The following is a 26,227-nucleotide window of genomic DNA, read 5'->3' as shown; positions in this document are numbered from 1 at the left end:
CATGGATTTTTCTTATTTTCCTAAACAGAATTGGCTAAAGAGTTGGGTGATGAGTTCATCTGGAGCAGCATCTCCAGTGATTTCTCCGAGGATTTCCCAAGTACGAGTCAAGTCAACTTGAAGCAAGTCAACTGGCATCCCTAGTTCAAGACCTTGGTTAACAGCTTGTAGGCTTTCAACTGCTTTTTCAATCAGGGAAATGTGACGAGCATTTGACAGGTAGGTTGCGTCTTGCTCAACCAAACCAGCATTTTCAAAGAAGAGGTTGTTGATTCTCTCTTCAATCTTATCGATATTTTGATTTTTAAGGACTGAAATGCGAATGACATCTTCTGGAAGTTCAGAGGTTTCAATAACTTCTGGCAGGTCAGTTTTGTTAAGGAGAATAATTCGGTTGGTTTCTTGGCTGATTTCTAGGAGTTGGCGGTCTTGGGCGGTTAGTGGTTCACTAGCATTTAACACTAGTAGTACTAGGTCAGCTTCCTTGAGGGCTTTTTTCGAACGCTCGACACCGATTTGTTCAACGATATCATCCGTTTCACGAATACCAGCTGTGTCAATCAATTTTAGGGGAACACCGTTGATGTTGACGTATTCTTCAATGACATCACGTGTCGTACCAGCAATATCGGTTACGATTGCCTTATCTTCACGTAAGAGGTTGTTGAGAAGGCTTGATTTCCCAACGTTGGGGCGTCCGATGATGGCAGTGGAAATTCCTTCACGAAGGATTTTACCGCGACGGGCTGTTCTAAGGAGATTGGTTAGTAATTGTTCAAACTCCATTGTCTTTTCTCGGACCACAGCAGTAGTCGCTTCTTCAACATCGTCATACTCAGGATAGTCGATATTGACCTCGACTTGGGCAAGTGTGTTAAGGATTTCTTGACGGATATTGTTAATAAGGTCAGAAAGTGAGCCGTCTAATTGTTTAACTGCAATGTTCATAGCCTTGTCTGTCTTAGCACGGATGATGTCCATAACGGCTTCAGCCTGAGTCAAGTCAACACGTCCATTTAGGAAGGCACGTTTGGTAAATTCACCAGGTTCTGCCAACCGAGCTCCTTCACGGATAGCTAGCTGGAGAATCTCATTGGTCACCGCAATCCCACCGTGAGTGTTAATCTCGATAATATCTTCACGAGTGAAGGTTTTTGGAGACTTCATGGCTCCAACCATAACCTCGTCCATGACCTTACCATTTTGAGGGTCAACGATGTGACCGTAGTTAAGTGTATGGCTAGCAACCTGACTCAAGTATTTTCCTTTAAAAATCTTTTGCGCAATAGCAAAACTTTCTGTTCCGCTCAAGCGGACAATACCAATAGCCCCTTCACCTAGTGGAGTAGAGATAGCAGCGATGGTATCAAATTCTCGTGTAATCATAATGTTTCCTTTAATCAATAACTCTTTTCTTGGAAATTTTTCCAAGTCTCTTTTCAAATTGTAACAAATTTGAACTATTTCTTCAATGGATGCTACTTGGAGATTGAAAAAGCCTAAGCAATTCTGCTTAAGCTAGCTTATTTAGTACGCATTTCCCCTTGTGGGAAGTAAGTTCCTTCTGGCATGTCGTTGATGATGACATGGACAGCAGATTGAGGGGCTCCAGTGTTGCGGACAACTGCTTCCGTTACTTCCTTAGCAAGAGCTTTCTTTTGCTCGAGCGTGCGTCCTTCAAATAAATCGATGCGTACAAATGGCATAATAGCTTCCTCCACTAGTTTTGATTTCTTCCATTTTACCACATTTTGCCGTTTAAAGCTTCAGAAAATTATGATATACTAGAATGTAGCAAAAATTTAGAAATGGACGTGAAGCAAGAAACATGGCACAGTTGTATTATCGTTATGGGACCATGAACTCTGGTAAAACGATTGAGATTCTCAAAGTGGCCTATAACTACGAGGAGCAAGGAAAAGGTGTTGTCATTATGACCTCGGCTCTGGATACGCGTGACGGTGTTGGCTATGTGTCGAGTCGAATTGGCATGAAACGCCCTGCCCTTGCGATTGAGGAAACAACGGATATCTTTGGCTATATCCGAGACCTACCAGAAAAACCTTATTGTGTTTTGGTCGATGAAGCCCAGTTTCTTAAACGCCACCATGTTTACGACCTAGCTCGTGTTGTGGACGAGTTAGACATACCCGTCATGGCTTTTGGCTTGAAAAATGACTTTCGCAATGAATTGTTCGAAGGTTCCAAATATCTCTTGCTTTTAGCAGACAAGATTGACGAAATCAAGACCATCTGTCAGTATTGCAAGAAAAAGGCGACCATGGTGTTGCGAACACAGGATGGACTGCCCGTTTACGATGGAGAACAGATCCAGATTGGTGGTAATGAAACCTATATCTCGGTTTGCCGTAAACATTATTTTGCCCCTGAAATCAATAAGGAGAATGAAGAAAAATGAACATCTATGATCAACTACAAGCTGTAGAAGACCGTTATGAAGAACTAGGAGAATTGCTGAGTGACCCTGATGTCGTTTCAGACACCAAGCGTTTTATGGAGCTTTCAAAAGAAGAAGCTTCCAATCGTGACACCGTAATAGCCTACCGTGAGTATAAACAAGTCCTTCAAAATATCGTCGATGCCGAAGAGATGATTAAGGAATCAGGCGGAGATGCGGACTTGGAAGAAATGGCCAAGCAAGAACTCAAAGATGCCAAGGCTGAAAAAGAAGAATATGAAGAAAAACTGAAAATTTTGCTCCTTCCAAAGGATCCAAACGATGACAAGAATATCATCCTTGAAATCCGTGGAGCAGCTGGTGGAGACGAAGCGGCACTTTTCGCTGGAGATTTGCTAACTATGTACCAAAAGTATGCGGAAGCCCAAGGTTGGCGCTTTGAAGTCATGGAAGCCTCTATGAACGGTGTCGGTGGTTTTAAAGAAGTGGTTGCTATGGTTTCTGGTCAGTCGGTTTACTCTAAACTCAAGTACGAATCAGGTGCCCACCGTGTGCAACGTGTCCCTGTGACAGAAAGCCAAGGCCGTGTTCATACTTCGACAGCGACAGTTCTTGTTATGCCAGAAGTTGAAGAGGTTGAATACGACATTGATCCAAAAGACCTTCGTGTCGACATCTATCACGCCTCTGGTGCTGGTGGACAGAACGTCAACAAGGTTGCGACAGCCGTTCGTATCGTTCACTTGCCAACCAATATTAAAGTTGAGATGCAGGAAGAACGTACCCAGCAGAAGAACCGTGAGAAAGCCATGAAAATCATCCGTGCGCGTGTTGCTGACCACTTTGCACAAATTGCTCAGGATGAACAAGACGCTGAGCGTAAATCAACAATCGGTACTGGTGACCGTTCAGAACGTATTCGTACTTATAACTTCCCACAAAACCGTGTCACAGACCACCGTATCGGCTTGACTCTCCAAAAACTAGATACTATTTTGTCTGGTAAATTGGATGAGGTTGTGGATGCTTTGGTGCTCTATGACCAAACACAAAAATTAGAAGAATTAAATAAATAATGATATTAGCTCAATTATTTTCAGATTTTGAAGAAGAGTTGATAAGACAAGGAGAGGAAGCTGAAAGCCTCTCTTTTGTCTATCGTGGCCTGAAAAATCTTCCTTTCACAGATTTTGTTTTTGCCCTCCAGAAAGAGGTAACAGAGGAAGAAAAACAATTTGTAAAAGGAATTTTTCAACAGTTAGTAGATCATAAACCAGCACAGTATATCATCGGACAGGCAGATTTTTATGGAATGCAGTTAAAAGTTGATGAGCGGGTTTTGATTCCCCGTCCAGAGACAGAGGAATTAGTCGAGCTTATCCTGGCTGAAAATTCTGAAGAAAATCTTAAGGTCCTAGATATCGGGACAGGTAGTGGAGCTATTGCTCTCGCTCTAGCAAAAAATAGACCAGATTGGTCAGTGACAGCAGCAGATATTTCCCAAGATGCTTTAGATTTAGCTAACGAAAATGCTAAAAATCAAAATCTTCAAATATTTTTAAAAAAATCTGACTGTTTTACAGAAATTTCTGAAAAATATGATATAATTGTTTCCAATCCACCCTATATCTCTCGTGAAGATGAGTCAGAGGTTGGCTTGAATGTTTTGCATTCGGAGCCTCATCTAGCTCTCTTTGCAGACGAGGATGGCCTAGCTATTTACCGTAGAATTGCGGAAGATGCAAAAGACTATCTCAAAGATGGTGGTAAGATTTACCTTGAAATTGGATACAAGCAAGGTCAAAGTGTTCCTGAACTTTTTAGGAAGCATCTTCCTGAAAAACGTGTAAGAACGCTTAAGGATCAATTTGGTCAAGATAGGATGGTTGTGGTTGATGATGGACAGGATTAGGCAAGAGTTGGAAAAGGGTGGAGCTGTTGTTCTGCCTACAGAGACTGTTTATGGTCTTTTTGCCAAGGCTCTAGACGAAAAAGCAGTTAATCATGTATACCAGATTAAACGTCGTCCCAGAGACAAGGCACTCAATCTCAATATTGCCTCTTTAGAGGATATCTTGCACTTTTCAAAGAATCAGCCAACTTATCTTCAAAAACTTGTAGAGACCTTTTTACCAGGTCCCTTGACCATTATTCTCGAAGCTAATGACCGAGTTCCCTATTGGGTCAATTCGGGTCTCGCAACGGTGGGATTTCGGATGCCTAGTCATCCCATCACGCTTGATTTGATTAGAGAGACGGGACCCTTGATTGGGCCGTCTGCCAATATTTCAGGTCAGTCAAGTGGTGTAACCTTTGAACAAATTCTGAAGGATTTTGACCAAGAGGTTTTGGGTCTAGAAGACGATGCTTTTCTAACTGGACAGGATTCGACTATTTTGGACTTGTCTGGAGACAAGGTGAAAATCTTACGCCAAGGGGCCATTAAGCGAGAAGATATTCTTGCTCAGTTGCCAGAGATTTCTTTTGAGGAGGAATGAGATGCTAAGAGATTTAAGAGAAACTGATGTGAACGCTATATGTGAGATCAACCAAGAGGCTTTGGGTTATTCTTTTAGTCCAGAGGACACGGCTAGTCAATTTGCTAGACTATCTCAGGATTCCCATCATTTCCTACTTGGCTATGAGAATGAAGCTAGTCATGCCTTGCTTGGATATGTCCACGCTGAGGTCTATGAATCACTTTATTCTAAAGCAGGATTTAATATTTTAGCTTTAGCAGTTTCACCTCAAGCGCAAGGTCAAGGTATTGGTAAAAGCTTATTACAAGGGTTGGAAGAAGAAGCAAAAAGACGTGGTTATGGGTTTATCCGCTTAAACTCTGCCGATCATCGTCTGGGTGCTCATGCATTTTATGAAAAAGTTGGTTATACTTGTGATAAAATGCAGAAACGGTTTATTCGCATCTTTTAGTTTGATTTTCTAATAAGAAAATTAAACTAATGGACTAGTCACACAATAAAAGGAGAAGACCTATGATTTTTGACAAAGATGATTTTAAAGCATACGATGCTGATCTCTGGAATGCTATTGCCAAAGAAGAAGAACGCCAACAGAATAATATCGAGTTGATTGCTTCGGAAAACGTAGTTTCCAAGGCTGTTATGGCAGCTCAAGGGTCTATCTTGACAAACAAATATGCCGAGGGTTACCCAGGCCGCCGTTATTATGGTGGAACGGATGTGGTAGACGTGGTAGAGACTCTTGCTATTGAACGCGCAAAAGAAATTTTCGGTGCAAAATTTGCTAATGTCCAACCTCACTCAGGAAGCCAAGCCAACTGTGCGGCTTACATGGCCTTGATTGAGCCAGGTGATACCGTTATGGGGATGGATTTAGCAGCAGGTGGACACTTGACCCACGGAGCTCCAGTTAGCTTCTCAGGTCAAACCTACAACTTTGTTTCTTATAGTGTAGATCCTGAAACGGAATTATTGGACTTTGATGCTATATTGAAGCAAGCCCAAGAAGTAAAACCAAAATTGATCGTAGCAGGTGCTTCAGCCTATTCTCAAATTATCGACTTTTCAAAATTCCGTGAAATTGCAGATGCCGTTGGTGCTAAGCTCATGGTAGATATGGCTCATATCGCTGGTTTGGTTGCGGCTGGCCTTCATCCAAGCCCAGTACCATACGCTCACATCACGACAACAACGACCCACAAAACCCTTCGTGGACCTCGTGGTGGTTTGATTTTGACCAATGACGAAGAACTTGCTAAAAAAATCAATTCAGCTATTTTCCCAGGTATTCAGGGCGGTCCTTTAGAGCATGTTGTGGCGGCTAAGGCAGTTTCCTTCAAAGAAGTTTTGGATCCAGCCTTCAAGGAATATGCTGCCAATGTAATTAAGAACAGCAAGGCTATGGCAGATGTCTTCTTGCAAGATTCTGATTTCCGTATCATTTCTGGAGGAACAGAAAACCACCTCTTCCTAGTGGATGTGACTAAGGTTGTTGAAAACGGAAAAGTTGCTCAAAACTTGCTGGATGAAGTCAATATTACCCTAAATAAAAACTCAATCCCTTACGAAACCTTGTCACCATTCAAGACAAGTGGGATTCGTATCGGAGCAGCAGCTATTACTGCACGTGGATTTGGTGAAGAAGAAAGTCGCAAAGTGGCTGAACTTATTATTAAAACCCTTAAGAATGCAGAAAATGAAGCTGTCTTAGAAGAAGTGAGAAGTGCAGTTAAAGAATTAACAGATGCCTTCCCATTATACGAGGACTAAAATTTTTATGGATATTTATATTAAGAAAGCTATTATCCATCAGTTTAGCCCGGATGATACCGAGCTGTTTCTAGCGGATAAGTTTCTCAATATCACTCCAAAAATCGAAGAATACTTGCGTAAAAAAATTGAACGTGTGTATTCAGATGAAGCTAAGACTGGGATTTTCGAAGAAGAAAATCCCTTCTTCAATCACATCACAGACGATTTGTTGGAGACATCAGTAACACTGGCTAATCTCTGGAAAGAGGAGTTCAGTATTTCCGAAAATCTCAAGACCAATGACTTGATTTTTGTGCAATTTTCTAAAGAAGGTGTGAAACATTTCGCTTTCTTGAGAATTGCCCTGCGTGAGACCTTGACTCACCTCGGAGGAGAAGTTGATAATCCAATCAAGCTGACTCAGAATAACCTGCCTGGATTTGGAACAGGGGCTGATGAGGCCTTGGTAGTCAATCTTCAGAGCCGCAAGTACCATCTGATTGAAAAACGAATCAAGTACAACGGGACTTTTTTGAACTATTTTTCAGATAATCTTCTTACTGTCGCTCCTAAGATTTCACCCAAGAAATCTATCAAAGAACTAGAAAAAACAGCCCAGAGAATTGCTGAATCTTTTAACACAGATGATTTTCAATTTCAATCCAAGGTCAAATCAGCTATTTTCAACAACCTAGAAGAAAGCAATGAATTGTCACCTGAGAAATTGGCTAATGACCTTTTTGACAACAATCTGACGGCTCGTCTAAGCTTTATTGACCAAGTCAAAGAAGCCGTACCAGAACCTGTTCAATTTGATGAAATTGATGCCAGTCGCCAATTAAAGAAATTTGAAAACCAAAAACTCTCCTTGTCAAATGGAATTGAGCTCATCGTTCCCAATAACGTCTATCAAGACGCCGAGTCTGTTGAGTTTATCCAAAATGATAATGGAACCTACTCTATCTTAATCAAAAATATCGAGGATATCCAAAGTAAATAATGTTTAAACGAATTCGAAGAGTGCTTGTACTAGCAGTCTTCCTTTTTGCTGGATATAAAGCTTACCGCGTTCACCAAGATGTTAAGCAAGTTATGACCTATCAACCCATGGTGCGAGAAATCTTGAGTGAAAAAGACACACCAGCAAACGAAGAGCTTGTGCTCGCTATGATTTATACTGAAACAAAAGGAAAAGAAGGCGATGTCATGCAGTCTAGTGAGTCTGCAAGTGGCTCAACCAATACCATCAATGATAACGCCTCTAGCATTCGGCAAGGCGTTCAAACTCTGACAGACAATCTCTATCTGGCGCAGAAGCAGGGGGTAGATGTCTGGACGGCTGTTCAAGCCTATAATTTTGGTCCTGCCTATATCGATTTTATCGCCCAAAATGGTAAGGAAAATACCTTGGCTCTGGCCAAACAGTACTCTCGTGAGACTGTTGCTCCCTTGCTTGGCAATACCACTGGAAAGACTTATAGTTATATTCACCCCATTTCCATTTTTCATGGAGCCGAACTCTATGTAAATGGAGGAAACTATTACTATTCTAGACAGGTGCAACTCAACCTTTACATCATCAAATGTTTCACTCTCTTTTCAACATCTGGCTAGTTCAGGTGTTTTTGTTATAAGTTTTCTTTAAGATAGATATATTACTCTAGAAAGGTAAAGGAGGAAATTCCCTATGAGAAAGAAACTCTTTCTGACTAGTGCTGCGGTCTTGTGGGCAGTAACAGCTATGAATAGTGCCCATGCAGCAACAGATGTGCAAAAAGTCATTGATGAAACCTATGTCCAACCTGAATATGTCCTAGGCTCTTCATTATCTGAAGACCAAAAAAATCAAACCCTTAAAAAACTAGGCTACAATGCCTCAACAGACACCAAAGAACTCAAGACCATGACACCTGATGTCTATTCTAAAATCATGAATGTGGCCAATGACTCTAGTTTACAGTTGTATTCATCAGCCAAGATTCAAAAACTAGGTGATAAGTCGCCACTTGAGGTCAAGATTGAAACACCAGAAAACATCACTAAGGTGACGCAGGATATGTACCGAAATGCAGCAGTAACTCTGGGTGTGGAACACGCCAAAATCACTGTAGCAGCACCCATTCCAGTTACAGGTGAGAGTGCCTTAGCAGGGATTTATTATTCGCTAGAAGCTAATGGAGCCAAGGTGCCGCAAGCCAACAAAGACTTGGCTCAAGAAGAGCTAAAGGCTTTGTCAGATATCAATGCTGAAAACAAGGACAAGTCAGGCTATGATGCTAATAAATTAAACGTTGCCCTAGCTGATATCAAGTCAGGACTCGCCAAAGCTAAAGAAAGTAAGGGAAATCTGACAGAGGAAGATGTCCGCAAAATCGTTGAAGATACCTTAAAAAATTATAAACTTGATCAGGTGATAACAGGAAACCAGATCAATATCATCATCAATTTTGCTTTAAATCTCTCAAAGAGTGATATCCTCAGCAATGCAGATTTCACTAAAACCCTAAATGACCTTAAACAAAGTATTGTTTCACAAGCTGGCGACAGTTTTAAAAATATCAACCTTAACTTTGATGCTGATAAGGCGCTAGAAGAAGGTGGTAACTTCTTAAGCTCCCTCTGGCAAGCCATTGTCAACTTCTTCAAGAGTTTTGGTTCTTAAGAAATTTCATGGTATAATAGATGGTAACCGTAACGTTGCCGTCTTTTTTGTCGGCCAATAGAAAGAGAAGAGAATGTTAAAGAAAAATGATATTGTAGAAGTTGAAATTGTTGACTTGACCCATGAAGGTGCAGGAGTGGCCAAGGTGGATGGTTTGGTCTTTTTTGTAGAGAATGCTTTACCGAGTGAAAAAATTCTCATGCGAGTTCTCAAGGTCAATAAAAAGATTGGTTTTGGAAAAGTAGAAGAATACCTTGTCCAATCACCACACCGTAATCAAGATCTAGATTTGGCTTACCTGCGTTCAGGAATCGCGGATTTAGGTCATCTTGCCTATCCAGAACAGGTCAAGTTTAAAACCAAGCAAGTCAAGGACAGTCTTTACAAGATTGCTGGAATTGCTGATGTAGAGGTTGCTGAAACTTTAGGTATGGAAAATCCAGTCAAGTACCGCAATAAGGCACAGGTCCCTGTCCGTAGAGTGAATGGTATCTTGGAAACAGGATTTTTCCGTAAGAATTCCCACGACCTCATGCCTCTAGAAGATTTCTTTATCCAAGATCCTGTGATTGACGAGCTAGTAGTAGCCCTACGTGATTTGCTCCGTCGTTATGATTTGAAACCTTATGATGAAAAGGAACAAGCTGGCTTGATTCGTAATCTTGTGGTGCGTCGCGGACACTATTCAGGTCAAATTATGGTTATTTTGGTAACAACTCGTCCCAAAGTTTTTCGTGTGGAGCAATTGATTGAACAAGTCATCAAGCAGTTTCCAGAGATTGTATCTGTTATGCAAAATATCAACGACCAGAACACTAATGCGATTTTTGGTAAGGAATGGCGCACCCTTTATGGACAAGACTTTATCACTGACCAGATGTTGGGAAATGACTACCAAATCGCTGGACCAGCATTTTACCAAGTCAATACTGAAATGGCTGAAAAACTTTATCAAACAGCCATTGACTTTGCTGAATTAAAAGAAGATGATGTGGTTATTGATGCCTATTCTGGTATCGGGACGATTGGCCTCTCTGTTGCGAAACACGTCAAGGAAGTCTATGGTGTCGAAGTGATTCCAGAAGCGGTTGAGAATAGCAAGAAGAATGCCCAACTGAACAATATTTCAAACGCCCTCTATGTCTGTGACACAGCTGAAAATGCCATGAAGAATTGGCTCAAAGATGGAATTCAACCAAGCCTTATCCTAGTGGACCCACCAAGAAAAGGACTCACAGAAAGCTTTATCAAGGCAAGTAGCCAAACAGGAGCAGACCGCATTGCCTATATCTCCTGTAATGTTGCTACTATGGCGCGTGATATCAAACTCTACCAAGAATTGGGATATGAATTGAAGAAAGTCCAGCCGGTAGATCTTTTTCCTCAGACGCACCATGTCGAATGTGTAAGCTTGTTGGAGAAACGTAGTTAATCCTTAAAAGGTTCCCCAAACCTTTTGAGTTCCGCAGACTTACCATGTTGAGGCAGTATCACTGCTTGTACAAGCTGAGGTATCAGCGAAGTAGAAGTAGATGCTCCATCTATGGGATAGGACTCGTAGAATGAAGAGGAAAACCGACGAAATGATATGGTAAGTCCGAAACGCTCAGTGTGTAAGCTTGTTGCTAAAAGCGTAAAAACCTTTGAACGAAAGGAATAATAGACTTCCTGCGAAACAAAATACAATACAATAAAACTATGGATGATGAAGCAAGTAAACAATTAAGCGATAGCCGTTTTAAGAGCCTTGTAGGTGTTCAGTTCAGCGCACGACATTTAAAGAGATGTTAGTTGTGTTAAAAACAGCTTATCAACGTAAACGCGCAAAAGTGGACGAAAACCCAAATTAAGCCTAGACGGTCTCCTGGTCTCCTCATGCTAACTATTCAATACATGCGAGAATAGAGCACTTATGAACAAATTGCGGCTGATTTTGGCATTCACGAAAGCAACTTAATCCGTCGGAGCCAATGGGTTGAAGCAACTCTTATTCAAAATAGTTTTACGATTTCAAATTCTGCCTTAATTCTGTAAAAATAGTAAAATTCGAAGGATTGTGAAGGATTGTAAGGTAAGAGTTTTTTTCTTTCTGAAAAAATGGTATAATAGCAATCAAAACTAGAAAATAAAACGGAATTTGGAACAGATTTGTCTGTATCCTAGTAGAGTGGTGATACTATGAAGATTAGTAAGAGGCACTTATTAAATTATTCCATCTTGATTCCCTACTTGCTTTTATCTATTTTGGGCTTGATTGTGGTCTATTCGACCACCAGTGCTATTTTAATCGAAGAAGGCAAGAGCGCCTTGCAATTGGTTCGAAATCAAGGAATCTTTTGGATTGTTAGTTTAATACTGATTGCCTTAATTTATAAATTAAGACTAGATTTTTTGAGAAATGAGCGACTAATCATTTTAGTTATCTTGATAGAAATGGTTTTATTGTTCTTGGCTCGTTTTATTGGTATTTCCGTAAACGGGGCATACGGTTGGATTTCGGTTGCAGGAGTAACTATTCAGCCAGCTGAGTACTTGAAAATCATTATTATTTGGTATTTGGCTCACCGATTCTCCAAACAGCAAGAAGAAATAGCTATTTATGATTTTCAAGTTTTGACTCAAAATCAATGGCTTCCCCGTGCTTTTAATGATTGGCGATTCGTTCTCCTAGTTCTGATTGGAAGTTTGGGAATTTTCCCTGATTTAGGGAATGCGACTATTTTAGTCTTGGTTTCCTTGATTATGTATACAGTTAGTGGAATCGCTTATCGCTGGTTTTCAACCATTCTGGCGCTCGTATCTGCCGCTTCTGTCTTTGTCTTGACCACTATCAGCCTAATCGGTGTTGAGACCTTTTCAAAAATTCCAGTATTTGGCTATGTGGCCAAGCGCTTTAGTGCCTTTTTTAATCCTTTTGCCGATCGTGCTGATGCGGGTCACCAGTTAGCTAATTCTTATTTTGCCATGGTCAATGGCGGTTGGTTTGGTCTAGGTCTTGGAAACTCGATTGAAAAACGAGGTTATTTACCAGAAGCTCATACAGACTTTGTCTTTTCTATCGTGATTGAAGAATTTGGCTTTGTTGGTGCTAGTCTTATTTTAGCTCTCTTGTTTTTCATGATTCTGCGAATTATCTTGGTCGGTATCCGAGCGGAGAATCCTTTTAATGCCATGGTTGCACTCGGTGTCGGAGGGATGATGTTGGTTCAGGTATTTGTCAATATCGGAGGGATTTCGGGCTTGATTCCATCTACAGGAGTGACTTTCCCCTTCTTATCCCAGGGTGGAAATAGTCTTCTAGTCTTATCAGTGGCAGTGGCCTTTGTCTTAAATATTGATGCCAGTGAAAAACGCGCTAAGTTGTACCGAGAATTGGAAAATCAACAAATGAACCTTCTGTGAAGTAGAATAAAGAAAGGATAGTCTATGTCTCTTCAAAAATTAGAAAATTATAGTAATAAAAGTGTTGTGCAAGAAGAAGTATTGATTCTAACAGAATTGCTGGAAGATATTACTAAAAATATGCTTGCCCCAGAGACCTTTGAAAAAATCATGCAGTTGAAAGAATTATCAACTCAAGAAGATTATCAAGGTCTAAACCGTCTAGTGACTAGCTTATCAAATGATGAAATGGTCTATATTTCACGCTATTTTTCAATCTTACCTCTTTTGATTAATATTTCAGAGGATGTGGATTTAGCTTATGAAATCAATCATCAAAATAATATTGATCAGGACTATTTAGGTAAATTATCTACAACGATCAAAATGGTTGCTGAAAAAGAAAATGCCGTTGAAATTCTTGAACACTTGAATGTTGTCCCTGTTTTGACAGCTCATCCAACACAAGTGCAACGAAAAAGTATGTTGGATTTAACAAATCATATTCATAGTCTTTTGCGTAAATACCGTGATGTTAAGTTGGGGTTGATCAATAAAGAAAAATGGCACAATGATTTGCGCCGTTATATCGAAATTATCATGCAGACAGACATGATTCGTGAGAAAAAATTAAAAGTGACTAACGAAATCACGAATGCTATGGAATATTACAACAGCTCCTTTTTGAAAGCTCTACCTCACTTGACGACGGAGTATAAGCGCTTAGCGCAAGCGCATGGTCTGGATTTAAAACAGGCTAAACCAATCACCATGGGTATGTGGATTGGTGGAGACCGTGATGGTAATCCCTTTGTTACAGCAGAGACCTTGAAACAGTCTGCACTCACTCAGTGTGAAGTCATCATGAACTACTATGATGAAAAGATTTACCAACTTTATCGTGAATTTTCTCTTTCAACTAGTATTGTCAACGTCAGCAAGCAAGTCAGAGAAATGGCTCGTCAATCCAAGGATAACTCGATTTACCGTGAAAAAGAGCTTTACCGTCGTGCCTTGTTTGATATTCAGTCAAAAATCCAAGCAACTAAAACCTATCTGATTGAGGATAAGGAAGTTGGGACTTGTTATGAAACCGCCAATGATTTCTACAAGGATTTGATTGCCATTCGAGATTCTCTACTGGAAAATAAGGGCGAGTCCTTGATTTCAGGTGATTTTGTGGAATTATTGCAGGCAGTAGAGATATTTGGTTTTTACCTAGCATCAATTGATATGCGACAAGACTCTAGCGTCTATGAAGCCTGTGTGGCAGAACTCTTGAAATCAGCAGGAATTCATTCTCGTTATAGCGAGTTAAGCGAAGAAGAAAAGTGTGACCTTCTCTTGAAAGAGTTAGAAGAAGATCCCCGAATTCTTTCTGCGACTCACGCAGAAAAATCAGAATTATTAGCAAAAGAACTAGCTATTTTTAAGACGGCTCGTGTTTTGAAAGATAAGTTGGGAGATGATGTCATCCGCCAGACCATCATTTCGCACGCTACTAGCCTTTCTGATATGCTAGAATTAGCTATTCTATTAAAAGAAGTAGGACTGGTGGATACGGAAAGGGCGCGTGTTCAGATTGTTCCCCTTTTTGAAACAATTGAAGACTTGGATCATTCAGAGGAAACAATGAGAAAATATCTTTCTCTTAGCCTTGCCAAAAAATGGATTGCCTCACGAAATAACTACCAAGAAATCATGCTTGGCTACTCTGACAGTAATAAAGATGGTGGTTACTTGTCATCATGTTGGACCCTCTACAAGGCTCAACAACAATTGACTGCTATTGGAGATGAATTTGGCGTTAAGGTTACCTTTTTCCATGGTCGTGGTGGTACTGTCGGTCGTGGTGGTGGACCAACCTATGAAGCCATCACATCTCAACCGCTCAAGTCTATCAAGGATCGTATCCGCTTGACGGAGCAGGGTGAAGTAATTGGGAATAAATACGGTAACAAAGACGCCGCTTACTATAACCTTGAAATGCTAGTATCGGCAGCTATTAATCGTATGATTACTCAGAAAAAGAGCGATACCAATACCTCAAATCGTTATGAAGCCATTATGGATCAAGTAGTGGACCGTAGTTACGATATCTACCGTGATTTGGTCTTTGGTAATGAGCATTTCTATGATTATTTCTTCGAGTCAAGTCCAATCAAGGCTATTTCAAGTTTTAATATTGGTTCTCGTCCAGCCGCTCGTAAGACGATTACTGAAATCGGTGGTTTGCGTGCCATCCCTTGGGTATTCTCATGGTCACAGAGTCGTGTTATGTTCCCTGGATGGTACGGGGTTGGTTCGAGCTTCAAGGAATTTATCGATAAAAATCCAGAGAATATTGCTATCTTACGAGATATGTACCAAAATTGGCCTTTCTTCCAATCGCTTCTTTCAAATGTTGATATGGTCTTGTCAAAATCAAATATGAATATTGCTTTTGAATATGCTAAACTTTGTGAAGACGAGCAAGTTAAGGCCATCTATGAGACTATTTTAAATGAATGGCAAGTTACTAAGAACGTTATCTTGGCTATTGAAGGACATGACGAACTCTTAGCTGACAATCCATATCTAAAAGCTAGTCTGGATTACCGTATGCCTTACTTTAATATTCTCAACTATATTCAGTTAGAGTTGATTAAACGCCAACGTCGTGGAGAATTGTCCAGTGATCAAGAACGATTGATTCATATCACCATCAACGGAATTGCAACAGGATTGCGTAATTCAGGCTAATCATTTTCAAAAGTGAAGATGAAAAAAATTCTAATAGACTATTGACAAGTAGTTTAAAAATGATATAATTTAACCATTCAGAAAAGTAATCGTACAAACTTTCAAGAGAGTCTGTGGTAGCTGAAAACAGATAAGTGGCGATGATGAAAATTGGGCTGAATGTTATTTAGAATTTGAAATCATAAAAATTCGGTGAGCACACCTTACAGTGCATCTCGTTATTGCGAGACAGAGCGATAGGGAAATTCCCTATAATTGAGGTGGTACCGCGCATCGACGTCCTCACACAAGTTTTTTGTGTGAGGATTTTTTTGATGGAGGTTAGTATGGAAAGAAAACGATGGCGTCGCTTGTTTATACTCAATGAAAATCAAAGTACAAACTAGGAAGCTAGCCNNGACGAAGTCAGTAACCATAGCTACGGCAAGGTGAAGCTGACGTGGTTTGAAGAGATTTTCGAAGAGTATTAGATAAGTGAAGTATTTTAAAGGAATTAAAAAGGAGAAATAGAATGAAAAATAAACGTTTAATTGGAATTATCGCTGCATTAGCAGTCTTAGTAGCAGGAAGCTTGATTTACTCTTCAATGAATAAATCAGAAGCTCAGAATAATAAGGATGAGAAGAAAATAGCCAAGATTGGTGTGCTTCAATTTGTGAGCCATCCATCCCTTGATTTGATTTATAAAGGGATTCAAGACGGACTTGCAGAAGAAGGATATAAAGATGATCAAGTTAAAATCGATTTTATGAACTCAGAAGGTGACCAAAGTAAGGTTGCGACAATGAGTAAACAATTGGTTGCAAATGGGAATGATCTTGTGGTTGGTATCGCAACACCAGCTGCTCAAGGTTTGGCTAGTGCCACAAAAGACCTACCGGTTATCATGGCTGCTATTACAGACCCAATTGGTGCTAACTTGGTTAAAGATTTGAAAAGACCAGGTGGCAACGTTACAGGGGTATCTGACCACAATCCAGCTCAACAACAAGTTGAACTCATCAAGACCCTGACACCGAATGTGAAAACAATCGGAGCTCTTTACTCAAGTAGCGAAGACAATTCAAAAACACAGGTCGAAGAATTTAAGGCTTATGCTGAAAAAGCAGGTCTGACAGTGGAAACATTTGCAGTTCCTTCAACAAATGAAATTGCCTCAACTGTCACTGTTATGACTAGCAAGGTAGATGCTATTTGGGTTCCAATTGATAACACCATTGCATCAGGATTTCCAACGGTTGTCTCTAGCAATCAAAGTTCTAAGAAACCAATTTATCCAAGTGCGGCAGCTATGGTAGAAGTAGGTGGTTTGGCATCCGTTGTAGTTGACCAACATGACCTTGGTGTGGCAACTGGAAAAATGATTGCGCAAGTTCTGAAAGGTGCAAAACCAGCTGATACCCCAGTCAATGTCTTTTCAACTGGTAAGTCAGTGATTAATAAAAAAATAGCACAAGAACTAGGTATTACTATTCCTGAGTCTGTTCTCAAAGAAGCAGGACAAGTCATCGAATAAATAAGGTAGGGAGGAGGAGACTCTTCCCATTTTTTAAAAAGATGAATATAGAAAGGATTAAATAAAATATGATTGTTTCCATTATTTCTCAAGGATTTGTTTGGGCTATTCTAGGTCTGGGAATCTTTATGACATTTAGGATTTTAAACTTTCCAGATATGACAACAGAAGGTTCCTTCCCTCTTGGGGGAGCTGTTGCTGTCACTCTGATAACCAAAGGCGTGAACCCTTTTTTAGCGACACTGCTTGCTGTAGGAGCAGGTTGTTTGGCTGGAATGGTGGCAGGACTTCTTTATACAAAAGGGAAGATTCCAACCTTGCTCTCAGGGATTTTGGTGATGACTTCCTGTCACTCTATCATGCTCTTGATTATGGGACGTGCAAATTTAGGCTTGCTTGGAACCAAGCAAATTCAGGATGTTTTGCCTTTTGATTCGGATTTGAATCAACTTTTGACAGGTCTTATCTTTGTCAGTCTTGTCATTGCTCTCATGCTCTTTTTCTTGGACACCAAACTCGGACAAGCCTATATTGCTACAGGTGACAATCCTGATATGGCTAGAAGTTTCGGGATTCATACTGGACGCATGGAGCTCATGGGCTTGGTCTTATCAAATGGTGTGATTGCCCTTGCAGGCGCTCTCATTGCCCAGCAAGAAGGGTATGCTGATGTATCTCGAGGAATCGGGGTTATCGTTGTGGGGCTTGCAAGTTTGATTATTGGAGAAGTTATTTTCAAGAGTTTGAGTTTGGCAGAACGTCTGGTTACCATCGTTGTAGGTTCTATCGCTTATCAATTCTTAGTGTGGGCGGTTATTGCGCTTGGCTTTAATACAAGTTACCTTCGTTTGTACAGCGCCGTGATTTTAGCAGTCTGCCTCATGATTCCAACATTTAAGCAAACCATCTTGAAAGGAGCCAAGTTAAGCAAATGACAGCAATTGTAGAATTAAAAAATGCAACCAAAATCGTTAAAAATGGCTTTGATGAAGAAAAGATTATTTTAAATGATGTTTCCTTAGAAATTTTTGAACGGGACTTTATCACGATTTTGGGCGGAAATGGTGCTGGGAAATCAACCCTTTTTAACACCATTGCAGGAACCTTGTCCTTAACCAGTGGAACCATCCGTATTTTAGGTGAGGATGTTACCAAGTTTTCACCAGAGAAGCGCGCTAAGTATCTGTCTCGAGTCTTCCAAGATCCAAAGATGGGAACAGCTCCTCGTATGACAGTGGCAGAGAATCTCTTGATTGCCAAGTTTCGTGGTGAAAAGCGTGGATTGTTACCAAGACGTCTGGCTAGCTATAAGGATGAGTTTCAGGCTACAATTGAAAAAGTAGGAAATGGTCTTGAGAAGCATTTGAATACACCGATTGAGTTTTTATCAGGTGGTCAAAGACAAGCCTTGAGTCTCTTGATGGCAACCTTGAAGCGTCCTGAATTACTCTTGTTAGACGAGCATACTGCAGCTCTTGATCCAAAGACCAGTGTTTCCCTTATGGAATTGACAGATGAATTTGTCAAGAAAAATCAGCTGACAGCGCTTATGATTACCCACCATATGGAAGATGCTCTCAAATATGGCAATCGCTTGATTGTCATGAAAGAAGGACGGATTATCCAAGATTTGAATCAAGAAGAAAAAGCAAAAATGAAAATCTCTGATTATTATCAACTCTTTGAATAAAGTAGGGAAAATGAGTGAAATGGTTTACTTTTTTTCTGAAATAAAGTATACTATATAAAGTAAACTATGATAACATGGAGGTATTGTGTATGGTTGACAAACAAGTCATTGAAGAAATCAAAAACAATGCCAATATTGTGGAAGTCATAGGAGATGTGATTTCTTTACAAAAGGCAGGACGGAACTATCTAGGGCTCTGTCCTTTTCATGGTGAAAAAACACCTTCTTTCAACGTTGTAGAGGATAAGCAGTTTTACCACTGTTTTGGTTGTGGCCGATCTGGTGATGTCTTTAAGTTCATAGAGGAGTACCAAGGGGTTCCCTTTATAGAGGCTGTCCAAATCTTAGGTCAGCGTGTTGGAATTGAGGTTGAAAAACCGCTTTATAGTGAACAGAATCCAGCTTCACCCTACCAAGCTCTTTATGATATGCACGAAGATGCAGCCAAATTTTATCATGCTATTCTCATGACCACGACCATGGGGGAGGAAGCCAGAAATTACCTCTATCAGCGAGGTTTGACAGATGAAGTGCTCAAACATTTTCGGATTGGTTTAGCACCTCCAGAACGCAACTATCTCTATCAACGTTTGTCTGGTCAGTATCGTGATGAGGATTTTCTAGATTCAGGGCTATTTTACCTATCGGATGCAAATCAATTTGTAGACACCTTTCACAATCGGATTATGTTTCCCCTGACAAATGACCAGGGAAAGGTCATTGCCTTTTCAGGTCGTATCTGGCAGAAAACGGATTCACAAACTTCTAAGTATAAAAATAGCCGATCGACTGCAATTTTTAACAAAAGTTACGAATTATATCATATGGATAGGGCAAAAAAATCTTCTGGAAAAGCCAGTGAGATTTACCTCATGGAAGGGTTCATGGATGTCATTGCAGCCTATCGGGCTGGAATCGAAAATGCTGTCGCATCTATGGGAACAGCCTTGAGTCGTGAGCATGTTGAGCATCTGAAAAGGTTAACCAAGAAGTTAGTTCTGGTATACGATGGCGATAAGGCTGGGCAAGCTGCGACATTGAAAGCGCTGGACGAAATTGGTGATATACCTGTGCAAATCGTCAGCATGCCTGATAACTTGGATCCGGATGAGTATCTACAAAAAAATGGTCCAGAAGAATTGGCCTATCTATTAACGAAAACTCGTATTAGTCCGATTGAGTTCTACATTCACCAGTACAAGCCTGAAAATAGTGAAAATCTACAGGCTCAGATTGAGTTTATTGAAAAAATAGCTCCCTTGATTGTTCAAGAAAAGTCTATCACTGCTCAAAATAGCTATATTCATATTTTAGCTGACAGTCTGGCATCCTTTGATTATGCTCAGATTGAGCAGATTGTTAATGAGAGTCGTCAGGCGCAAAGGCAGAATCGCATGGAAGGAATTTCCAGACCGACGCCAATCACCATGCCTGTCACCAAGCAGTTATCCGCTATTATGAGGGCAGAAGCCCATCTACTTTATCGAATGATGGAATCCCCTCTTGTTTTGAACGATTACCGCTTGCGAGAAGATTTTGCATTTGATACACCTGGATTTCAGGTCTTATATGACTTGCTTGGACAGTATGGCAATCTTCCTCCAGAAGTTCTAGCAGAACAGACAGAGGAAGCTGAAAGAGCTTGGTACCAAGTCTTAGCTCAGGATTTACCATCTGAGATGTCACCTCAGGAACTTAGTGAAGTAGAAATGACTCGAAACAAGGCTCTCTTGAATCAGGATAATATGAGAATCAAAAAGAAGGTGCAGGAAGCTAGCCATGTAGGAGATACCGACACAGCCTTAGAAGAATTGGAACGTTTAATTTCACAAAAGAGAAGAATGGAGTAATAATGGCAACAAAACAAAAAGAAGTAACAACATTTGACGTACAAGTAGCAGAATTTATCCGTAATCATAAGCAAAAAGGGACAGCAACAGATGATGAAATCAATGCTAGTCTTGTCGTTCCTTTTACCTTGGACGCTGATGGGATTGAAGATCTCTTGCAACGGATTCAAGATGCAGGAATTTCTATCACAGATAATGAAGGAAATCCAAGTGCGCGTGTTCTTAGCAATGAAGAAGAACCAGAACTCAGCGATGAGGACTTGATTGGGTCAACTTCTGCTAAGGTTAATGACCCTGTCCGTATGTATTTGAAAGAAATCGGGGTCGTTCCTCTCTTGACCAATGAAGAGGAAAAAGAGTTAGCACTGGCTGTTGAAGCGGGTGACATCGAAGCTAAACAACGCCTTGCGGAAGCCAACCTTCGTTTGGTTGTTTCTATTGCCAAACGCTATGTCGGTCGTGGTATGCAGTTCCTTGACTTGATTCAAGAAGGAAATATGGGTTTGATGAAGGCGGTTGACAAGTTTGATTATTCTAAAGGATTCAAGTTCTCAACTTACGCAACTTGGTGGATTCGTCAGGCTATCACTCGTGCTATTGCGGACCAAGCTCGTACCATCCGTATCCCAGTTCACATGGTTGAAACCATCAATAAATTGGTTCGTGAACAGCGTAACCTCCTTCAAGAATTAGGTCAAGATCCAACACCTGAGCAAATCGCTGAACGTATGGATATGACTCCTGATAAGGTTCGTGAAATCTTGAAGATTGCTCAAGAACCAGTATCTCTTGAAACACCAATCGGTGAAGAGGATGATAGCCACCTTGGAGACTTTATCGAAGATGAAGTGATTGAAAATCCAGTGGACTATACAACTCGTATCGTCTTGCGTGAGCAGTTGGATGAGGTCTTGGATACTCTTACAGACCGTGAAGAAAATGTTCTGCGTCTACGTTTTGGACTAGATGATGGAAAAATGCGTACCCTTGAAGATGTGGGTAAAGTCTTTAACGTGACTCGTGAGCGTATCCGTCAGATTGAAGCCAAGGCTTTGAGAAAACTACGCCAACCAAGTCGTAGCAAACCGCTTCGTGATTTTATTGAAGACTAAGAGTGAGGAAAATATGGCTTATACAGAAGAGCAAATTGAAAATATCAAAACACGAATTTTATCAGCCTTGGAAGAAGTTATTGACCCTGAGTTGGGAATCGATATTGTCAATCTTGGTTTGATTTATGAGATTCGTTTTGACGGCGACACAGGGCAAACAGAGATTGATATGACGTTGACAACTATGGGTTGTCCCCTAGCAGACCTTTTGACGGATCAGATTTATGATGCTATGACAGAGGTTCCAGAAGTAACGGATACTGAGGTCAAATTGGTTTGGTATCCAGCCTGGACCGTTGAAAAAATGAGTCGCTATGCACGCATTGCCCTAGGCATTAAGTAAACATATAATAGCATGTGAGAGATTATTGGAAAAGCGAGGAAATTTCCCCTCTTTTCCTCTAGTCTCTCCTTTCTTTTGCTGATTTTATTCAAAGAAAATGATATAATAGTAGTTATGGAAAGAAAGAAATTACGCATCAATATGTTGAGTTCAAGTGAGAAAGTAGCAGGACAAGGAGTTTCAGGTGCTTACCGTGAATTAGTTCGTCTTCTTCACCGTGATGCCAAGGATCAATTGATTGTTACAGAAAATCTTCCAATAGAGGCAGATGTGACTCACTTTCATACCATTGATTTCCCCTATTATTTATCAACATTTCAAAAGAAACGCTCAGGGAGAAAAATTGGCTATGTGCATTTCTTACCTGATACACTTGAGGGAAGTTTAAAAATTCCATTTTTCTTAAAGGGAATTGTTAAACTCTATGTATTTTCTTTTTACAACCGGATGGAGCACTTGGTTGTGGTCAATCCGATGTTTATTGAGGATTTGGTGGCAGCTGGTATTCCACGTGAAAAAGTGACATATATCCCTAACTTTGTCAACAAGGAAAAATGGCATCCTCTACCACAAGAAGAGATAGTGAGACTGCGAACAGAGCTAGGTCTTAGTGAAAATCAGTTTATCGTAGTAGGTGCTGGTCAAGTTCAGAAACGCAAAGGGATTGATGATTTTATCCGTCTGGCTGAGGAATTGCCTCAGATTACCTTTATCTGGGCTGGTGGTTTCTCTTTTGGTGGTATGACAGATGGTTATGAACGCTATAAGAAAATGATGGAAAATCCCCCTAAAAATTTGATTTTTCCAGGTATCGTGTCGCCAGAGCGGATGCGCGAATTGTATGCCCTAGCGAATCTTTTCTTGTTACCTAGTTATAATGAGCTCTTTCCGATGACGATTTTAGAGGCTGCCAGTTGTGAAGCTCCTATTATGTTGCGTGATTTGGATCTTTATAAGGTGATTTTAGAGGGAAATTATCGGGCGACAGCAGATAGAGAAGAGATGAAAGAAGCTATTCTGGAATATCAAGCAAATCCTGCTGCCTTAAAAGACCTCAAAGAAAAGGCTAAGAATATTTCTAGAGAGTATTCTGAAGAGCATCTGTTACAAATCTGGTTGGACTTTTATGAGAAACAAGCCGCTTTAGGGAGAAAGTAAAAAGTGAGGTAATCTATGCGAATTGGTTTATTTACAGATACCTATTTTCCTCAGGTTTCAGGTGTTGCGACCAGTATTCGAACTTTGAAAACAGAACTTGAAAAGCAGGGACATGCTGTTTTTATCTTTACGACAACAGATAAGGATGTCAATCGTTATGAAGATTGGCAAATTATCCGCATTCCAAGTGTTCCTTTTTTTGCTTTTAAGGATCGTCGCTTTGCCTATCGAGGTTTTAGCAAGGCGCTTGAAATTGCTAAACAATATCAACTTGATATTATCCATACTCAGACAGAATTTTCTCTTGGCTTGTTGGGGATTTGGATTGCGCGTGAATTGAAGATTCCAGTCATCCATACCTATCACACCCAATACGAAGACTATGTGCATTATATTGCTAAGGGGATGTTGATTCGTCCTAGTATGGTCAAGTATCTGGTTAGAGGTTTTTTGCATGATGTGGATGGGGTGATTTGCCCGAGTGAGATTGTCCATGATTTGCTATCTGACTATAAGGTTAAGGTTGAAAAACGTGTCATTCCAACTGGGATTGAATTAGCCAAGTTTGAGCGTCCGGAAATCAAGCAGGAAAATTTGAAAGAACTACGTAGTAAATTAGGGATTCAAGATGATGACCAGATGTTGCTGAGTCTTTCCAGAATTTCCTATGAAAAAAATATTCAAGCAGTACTAGTAGCCTTTGTAGAAGTTCTGAAAGAAGAAGACAAGGTTAAACTGGTAGTTGCTGGGGATGGCCCTTATCTGGATGACCTCAAAGAGCAAGCTCAGAAACTAGAGATTCAAGACTCCGTCATCTTTACAGGCATGATTGCTCCTAGTGAGACAGCGCTCTACTATAAGGCGGCGGATTTCTTCATCTCGGCATCGACAAGTGAGACCCAAGGTTTGACCTACTTGGAAAGCTTAGCCAGTGGGACGCCTGTCATTGCTCACGGAAATCCTTATCTGGACAATCTCATCAATGACAAAATGTTTGGAACCTTGTACTATGGAGAACATGACTTGGCTGGTGCTATTTTGGAAGCCCTGATTGCAACGCCGGACATGAATGAGCATACCTTATCAGAGAAATTGTACGAGATTTCAGCTGAGAACTTTGGGAAACGAGTGCATGAGTTTTATCTGGATGCCATTATTTCAAATAACTTCCAGAAAGATTTGGCTAAAGATGATACGGTTAGTCAGCGTATCTTTAAGACAGTTTTGTATCTTCCGCAACAGGTGGTTGCTGTACCGGTAAAAGGATCAAGACGAATGCTAAAGGCATCAAAAACACAGCTGATTAGCATGAGAGATTATTGGAAAGACCGTGAAGAATAGAAAGAGGACAAGCTATGAATAAACGATTAATGAGAAGTGGTCGTGACAAAAAGATTGCTGGTGTTTGTGCCGGGGTGTCCCATTATCTAGATATGGATCCAACTATTGTTCGAATCATTTGGGGTGTCCTTGCTTGCTGTTACGGAGCTGGAATTGTAGCTTATATCATTTTATGGATTATTGCACCAGTAGCAACTGACTATTGAAAACTAGCTGAATTCATGCTAAGATAATAGAAAATAGAATGTAACGAAGGAGATAAAAATGGCATTTGGAGATAATGGAAAACGTAAAAAAACGATGTTTGAGAAATTAACCTTGCTTATCGTGCTTATCATGTTAGTAGCAAGTATTTTGGGTATTTTTGCAACTGCAATTGGTGCCCTCAGTAATCTATAAAAAGATTCAAGAAAATTTTGTGACTGGGATTTCCCAGCCCTTTTTTAAAGTGAGAAGAAAAAATGAGTATGTTTTTAGATACAGCCAAGATTAAGGTCAAGGCTGGTAATGGTGGTGATGGCATGGTTGCCTTTCGCCGTGAAAAATATGTCCCTAATGGCGGTCCTTGGGGTGGTGATGGTGGACGTGGAGGTAATGTGGTTTTCGTTGTAGACGAAGGACTACGTACCCTCATGGATTTCCGCTACAATCGTCATTTCAAGGCTGATTCTGGTGAAAAAGGAATGACCAAAGGAATGCATGGACGTGGTGCTGAGGACCTTATAGTTCGAGTACCACAAGGTACGACTGTTCGTGATGCAGAGACTGGCAAGGTCTTGACAGATTTGATTGAACATGGACAAGAATTTATCGTTGTCCACGGAGGTCGTGGTGGTCGTGGAAATATCCGCTTTGCAACACCAAAAAATCCTGCACCTGAAATCTCTGAAAATGGGGAACCAGGTCAGGAACGTGAGTTACAATTGGAACTAAAAATCTTGGCAGATGTTGGTTTAGTAGGATTCCCATCTGTAGGGAAATCAACACTTTTAAGTGTTATCACATCGGCTAAACCTAAAATTGGTGCCTACCACTTTACGACCATTGTGCCAAATCTAGGTATGGTTCGCACCCAATCAGGTGAATCCTTTGCAGTAGCCGATTTGCCAGGTTTGATTGAAGGGGCTAGTCAAGGTGTTGGTTTGGGAACTCAGTTCCTCCGTCACATTGAGCGTACCCGTGTCATCCTTCATATTATTGATATGTCAGCTAGCGAAGGACGTGATCCTTATGAGGATTATCTTGCCATTAACAAGGAGTTAGAGTCATACAATCTTCGTCTCATGGAGCGTCCACAGATTATCGTAGCCAATAAGATGGATATGCCTGAGAGTCAAGAAAATCTTAAAGAATTTAAGAAAAAATTGGCTGAAAACTACGATGAATTTGAAGAGTTACCAGCTATCTTCCCAATATCTGGTTTGACCAAGCAAGGTCTGGCTACGCTTTTGGATGCTACAGCTGAATTGTTAGACAAGACACCAGAATTCTTGCTTTACGACGAGTCCGATATGGAAGAAGAAGCTTACTATGGATTTGACGAGGAAGAGAAAGCCTTTGAAATTAGCCGTGATGACGATGCGACATGGGTACTTTCCGGTGAAAAACTGATGAAACTCTTTAATATGACCAACTTTGATCGTGACGAATCAGTCATGAAATTTGCCCGTCAATTACGTGGTATGGGGGTTGATGAAGCCCTTCGTGCGCGTGGTGCTAAGGATGGGGATTTGGTCCGCATTGGTAAATTTGAATTTGAATTTGTAGACTAGGAGACTAGT

At 40.5% G+C, this 26,227-nt stretch carries 25 protein-coding genes, 1 pseudogene and 1 other annotated feature; of the genes and pseudogenes, 24 read left to right on the top strand and 2 right to left on the bottom strand.

Translation table 11 applies throughout. The annotated features are described in order from the left end of the window. Positions 1-12 precede the first annotated feature (12 nt). Both mnmE and HT708_RS05075 read right to left on the bottom strand, forming a co-directional pair. Complete coding sequence (mnmE, locus tag HT708_RS05080) at positions 13-1,386, bottom strand: tRNA uridine-5-carboxymethylaminomethyl(34) synthesis GTPase MnmE (protein WP_000632769.1); 1,374 nt, start codon at positions 1,384-1,386, stop codon at positions 13-15. Between the two features lie 137 nt (positions 1,387-1,523). Next, entirely contained in the window at positions 1,524-1,706 is a 183-nt protein-coding gene (locus HT708_RS05075) for a 4-oxalocrotonate tautomerase (RefSeq protein WP_001117401.1), read from the bottom strand. Positions 1,707-1,828: 122 nt separating this feature from the next. On the opposite strand from HT708_RS05075, the gene HT708_RS05070 reads away from it, so the two are divergent. The 24 genes and pseudogenes from HT708_RS05070 (at position 1,829) to obgE (ending at position 26,218) form a co-directional block, all read left to right on the top strand. Then, positions 1,829-2,419 carry a thymidine kinase gene (locus HT708_RS05070; RefSeq protein WP_000068143.1) on the top strand — a complete coding sequence of 197 codons (591 nt, stop codon included), beginning with the start codon at positions 1,829-1,831 and terminating at the stop codon, positions 2,417-2,419. Beyond that, a complete protein-coding gene (gene prfA, locus HT708_RS05065; RefSeq protein WP_001028801.1) occupies positions 2,416-3,495 on the top strand; it encodes a peptide chain release factor 1 in 1,080 nt (359 codons plus the stop codon). The genes HT708_RS05070 and prfA overlap by 4 nt, the downstream gene beginning before the upstream one ends. Next, complete coding sequence (gene prmC / locus HT708_RS05060; protein WP_000599420.1) at positions 3,495-4,331, top strand: peptide chain release factor N(5)-glutamine methyltransferase; 837 nt, start codon at positions 3,495-3,497, stop codon at positions 4,329-4,331. The genes prfA and prmC overlap by 1 nt, the downstream gene beginning before the upstream one ends. Beyond that, entirely contained in the window at positions 4,315-4,917 is a 603-nt protein-coding gene (locus HT708_RS05055; protein ID WP_000969285.1) for an L-threonylcarbamoyladenylate synthase, read from the top strand. The genes prmC and HT708_RS05055 overlap by 17 nt, the downstream gene beginning before the upstream one ends. Before the next feature lies 1 nt (position 4,918). Further along, on the top strand, positions 4,919-5,350 hold the full coding sequence (locus tag HT708_RS05050) for a GNAT family N-acetyltransferase (RefSeq protein WP_000942969.1): 432 nt from the start codon (positions 4,919-4,921) through the stop codon (positions 5,348-5,350). A gap of 62 nt (positions 5,351-5,412) precedes the next feature. Then, positions 5,413-6,669, top strand: coding sequence for a serine hydroxymethyltransferase (gene glyA, locus HT708_RS05045; protein ID WP_172926068.1), 1,257 nt, complete (start codon positions 5,413-5,415; stop codon positions 6,667-6,669). Between the two features lie 7 nt (positions 6,670-6,676). Further along, positions 6,677-7,651, top strand: coding sequence for a nucleoid-associated protein (locus HT708_RS05040; RefSeq protein WP_172926067.1), 975 nt, complete (start codon positions 6,677-6,679; stop codon positions 7,649-7,651). Beyond that, positions 7,651-8,265, top strand: coding sequence for a cell wall hydrolase Pmp23 (pmp23, locus tag HT708_RS05035; protein WP_004254352.1), 615 nt, complete (start codon positions 7,651-7,653; stop codon positions 8,263-8,265). The genes HT708_RS05040 and pmp23 overlap by 1 nt, the downstream gene beginning before the upstream one ends. A 73-nt stretch (positions 8,266-8,338) precedes the next feature. Further along, positions 8,339-9,313: a DUF1002 domain-containing protein gene (locus HT708_RS05030; RefSeq protein WP_172926066.1), complete on the top strand. Its 975-nt coding sequence runs from the start codon at positions 8,339-8,341 to the stop codon at positions 9,311-9,313. Positions 9,314-9,386: 73 nt separating this feature from the next. Next, positions 9,387-10,745: a 23S rRNA (uracil(1939)-C(5))-methyltransferase RlmD gene (rlmD, locus tag HT708_RS05025; protein WP_172926065.1), complete on the top strand. Its 1,359-nt coding sequence runs from the start codon at positions 9,387-9,389 to the stop codon at positions 10,743-10,745. 266 nt (positions 10,746-11,011) lie between these two features. Further along, a pseudogene (locus HT708_RS05020) lies at positions 11,012-11,338 on the top strand (transposase family protein); the annotation flags it as partial. 153 nt (positions 11,339-11,491) lie between these two features. Continuing rightward, positions 11,492-12,715, top strand: coding sequence for an FtsW/RodA/SpoVE family cell cycle protein (locus HT708_RS05015; protein WP_054388329.1), 1,224 nt, complete (start codon positions 11,492-11,494; stop codon positions 12,713-12,715). Positions 12,716-12,739: 24 nt separating this feature from the next. Further along, positions 12,740-15,436: a phosphoenolpyruvate carboxylase gene (ppc, locus tag HT708_RS05010; protein WP_054388331.1), complete on the top strand. Its 2,697-nt coding sequence runs from the start codon at positions 12,740-12,742 to the stop codon at positions 15,434-15,436. A gap of 69 nt (positions 15,437-15,505) precedes the next feature. Continuing rightward, positions 15,506-15,723: a binding site (T-box leader), on the top strand. 224 nt (positions 15,724-15,947) lie between these two features. Beyond that, a complete protein-coding gene (gene trpX / locus HT708_RS05005; RefSeq protein WP_054388335.1) occupies positions 15,948-16,952 on the top strand; it encodes a tryptophan ABC transporter substrate-binding protein in 1,005 nt (334 codons plus the stop codon). A gap of 68 nt (positions 16,953-17,020) precedes the next feature. Continuing rightward, positions 17,021-17,887: an ABC transporter permease gene (locus tag HT708_RS05000; RefSeq protein ID WP_000637230.1), complete on the top strand. Its 867-nt coding sequence runs from the start codon at positions 17,021-17,023 to the stop codon at positions 17,885-17,887. Continuing rightward, the gene (locus HT708_RS04995; protein WP_138707255.1) at positions 17,884-18,642 is read left to right on the top strand and encodes an ABC transporter ATP-binding protein; all 759 of its coding nucleotides are present in this window, start codon (positions 17,884-17,886) and stop codon (positions 18,640-18,642) included. The genes HT708_RS05000 and HT708_RS04995 overlap by 4 nt, the downstream gene beginning before the upstream one ends. An 89-nt stretch (positions 18,643-18,731) precedes the next feature. Beyond that, positions 18,732-20,492: a DNA primase gene (gene dnaG, locus HT708_RS04990; RefSeq protein ID WP_172926064.1), complete on the top strand. Its 1,761-nt coding sequence runs from the start codon at positions 18,732-18,734 to the stop codon at positions 20,490-20,492. A gap of 2 nt (positions 20,493-20,494) precedes the next feature. Further along, positions 20,495-21,604, top strand: coding sequence for an RNA polymerase sigma factor RpoD (gene rpoD, locus HT708_RS04985; RefSeq protein ID WP_000201906.1), 1,110 nt, complete (start codon positions 20,495-20,497; stop codon positions 21,602-21,604). Positions 21,605-21,617: 13 nt separating this feature from the next. Continuing rightward, positions 21,618-21,947, top strand: a complete 330-nt coding sequence (locus HT708_RS04980; RefSeq protein WP_000331925.1) for a metal-sulfur cluster assembly factor — start codon at positions 21,618-21,620, stop codon at positions 21,945-21,947. 114 nt (positions 21,948-22,061) lie between these two features. Next, positions 22,062-23,105, top strand: coding sequence for an alpha-galactosylglucosyldiacylglycerol synthase (cpoA, locus tag HT708_RS04975; RefSeq protein WP_172926063.1), 1,044 nt, complete (start codon positions 22,062-22,064; stop codon positions 23,103-23,105). A 15-nt stretch (positions 23,106-23,120) separates the two neighbouring features. Beyond that, positions 23,121-24,446, top strand: a complete 1,326-nt coding sequence (locus HT708_RS04970) for a glycosyltransferase family 4 protein (protein WP_172926062.1) — start codon at positions 23,121-23,123, stop codon at positions 24,444-24,446. Positions 24,447-24,475: 29 nt separating this feature from the next. Then, a complete protein-coding gene (locus HT708_RS04965; RefSeq protein ID WP_172926075.1) occupies positions 24,476-24,652 on the top strand; it encodes a PspC domain-containing protein in 177 nt (58 codons plus the stop codon). Between the two features lie 58 nt (positions 24,653-24,710). Beyond that, positions 24,711-24,845 carry a DUF4044 domain-containing protein gene (locus HT708_RS04960; protein WP_000863852.1) on the top strand — a complete coding sequence of 45 codons (135 nt, stop codon included), beginning with the start codon at positions 24,711-24,713 and terminating at the stop codon, positions 24,843-24,845. Between the two features lie 62 nt (positions 24,846-24,907). Then, positions 24,908-26,218: a GTPase ObgE gene (gene obgE / locus HT708_RS04955; RefSeq protein WP_172926061.1), complete on the top strand. Its 1,311-nt coding sequence runs from the start codon at positions 24,908-24,910 to the stop codon at positions 26,216-26,218. The last annotated feature ends 9 nt before the right edge of the window (positions 26,219-26,227 follow it).

Source organism: Streptococcus sp. 3613 (genome assembly GCF_013277375.1).
GTDB lineage: Bacteria > Bacillota > Bacilli > Lactobacillales > Streptococcaceae > Streptococcus > Streptococcus pseudopneumoniae.
This window is presented reverse-complemented; position numbering and strand designations above follow the sequence as displayed.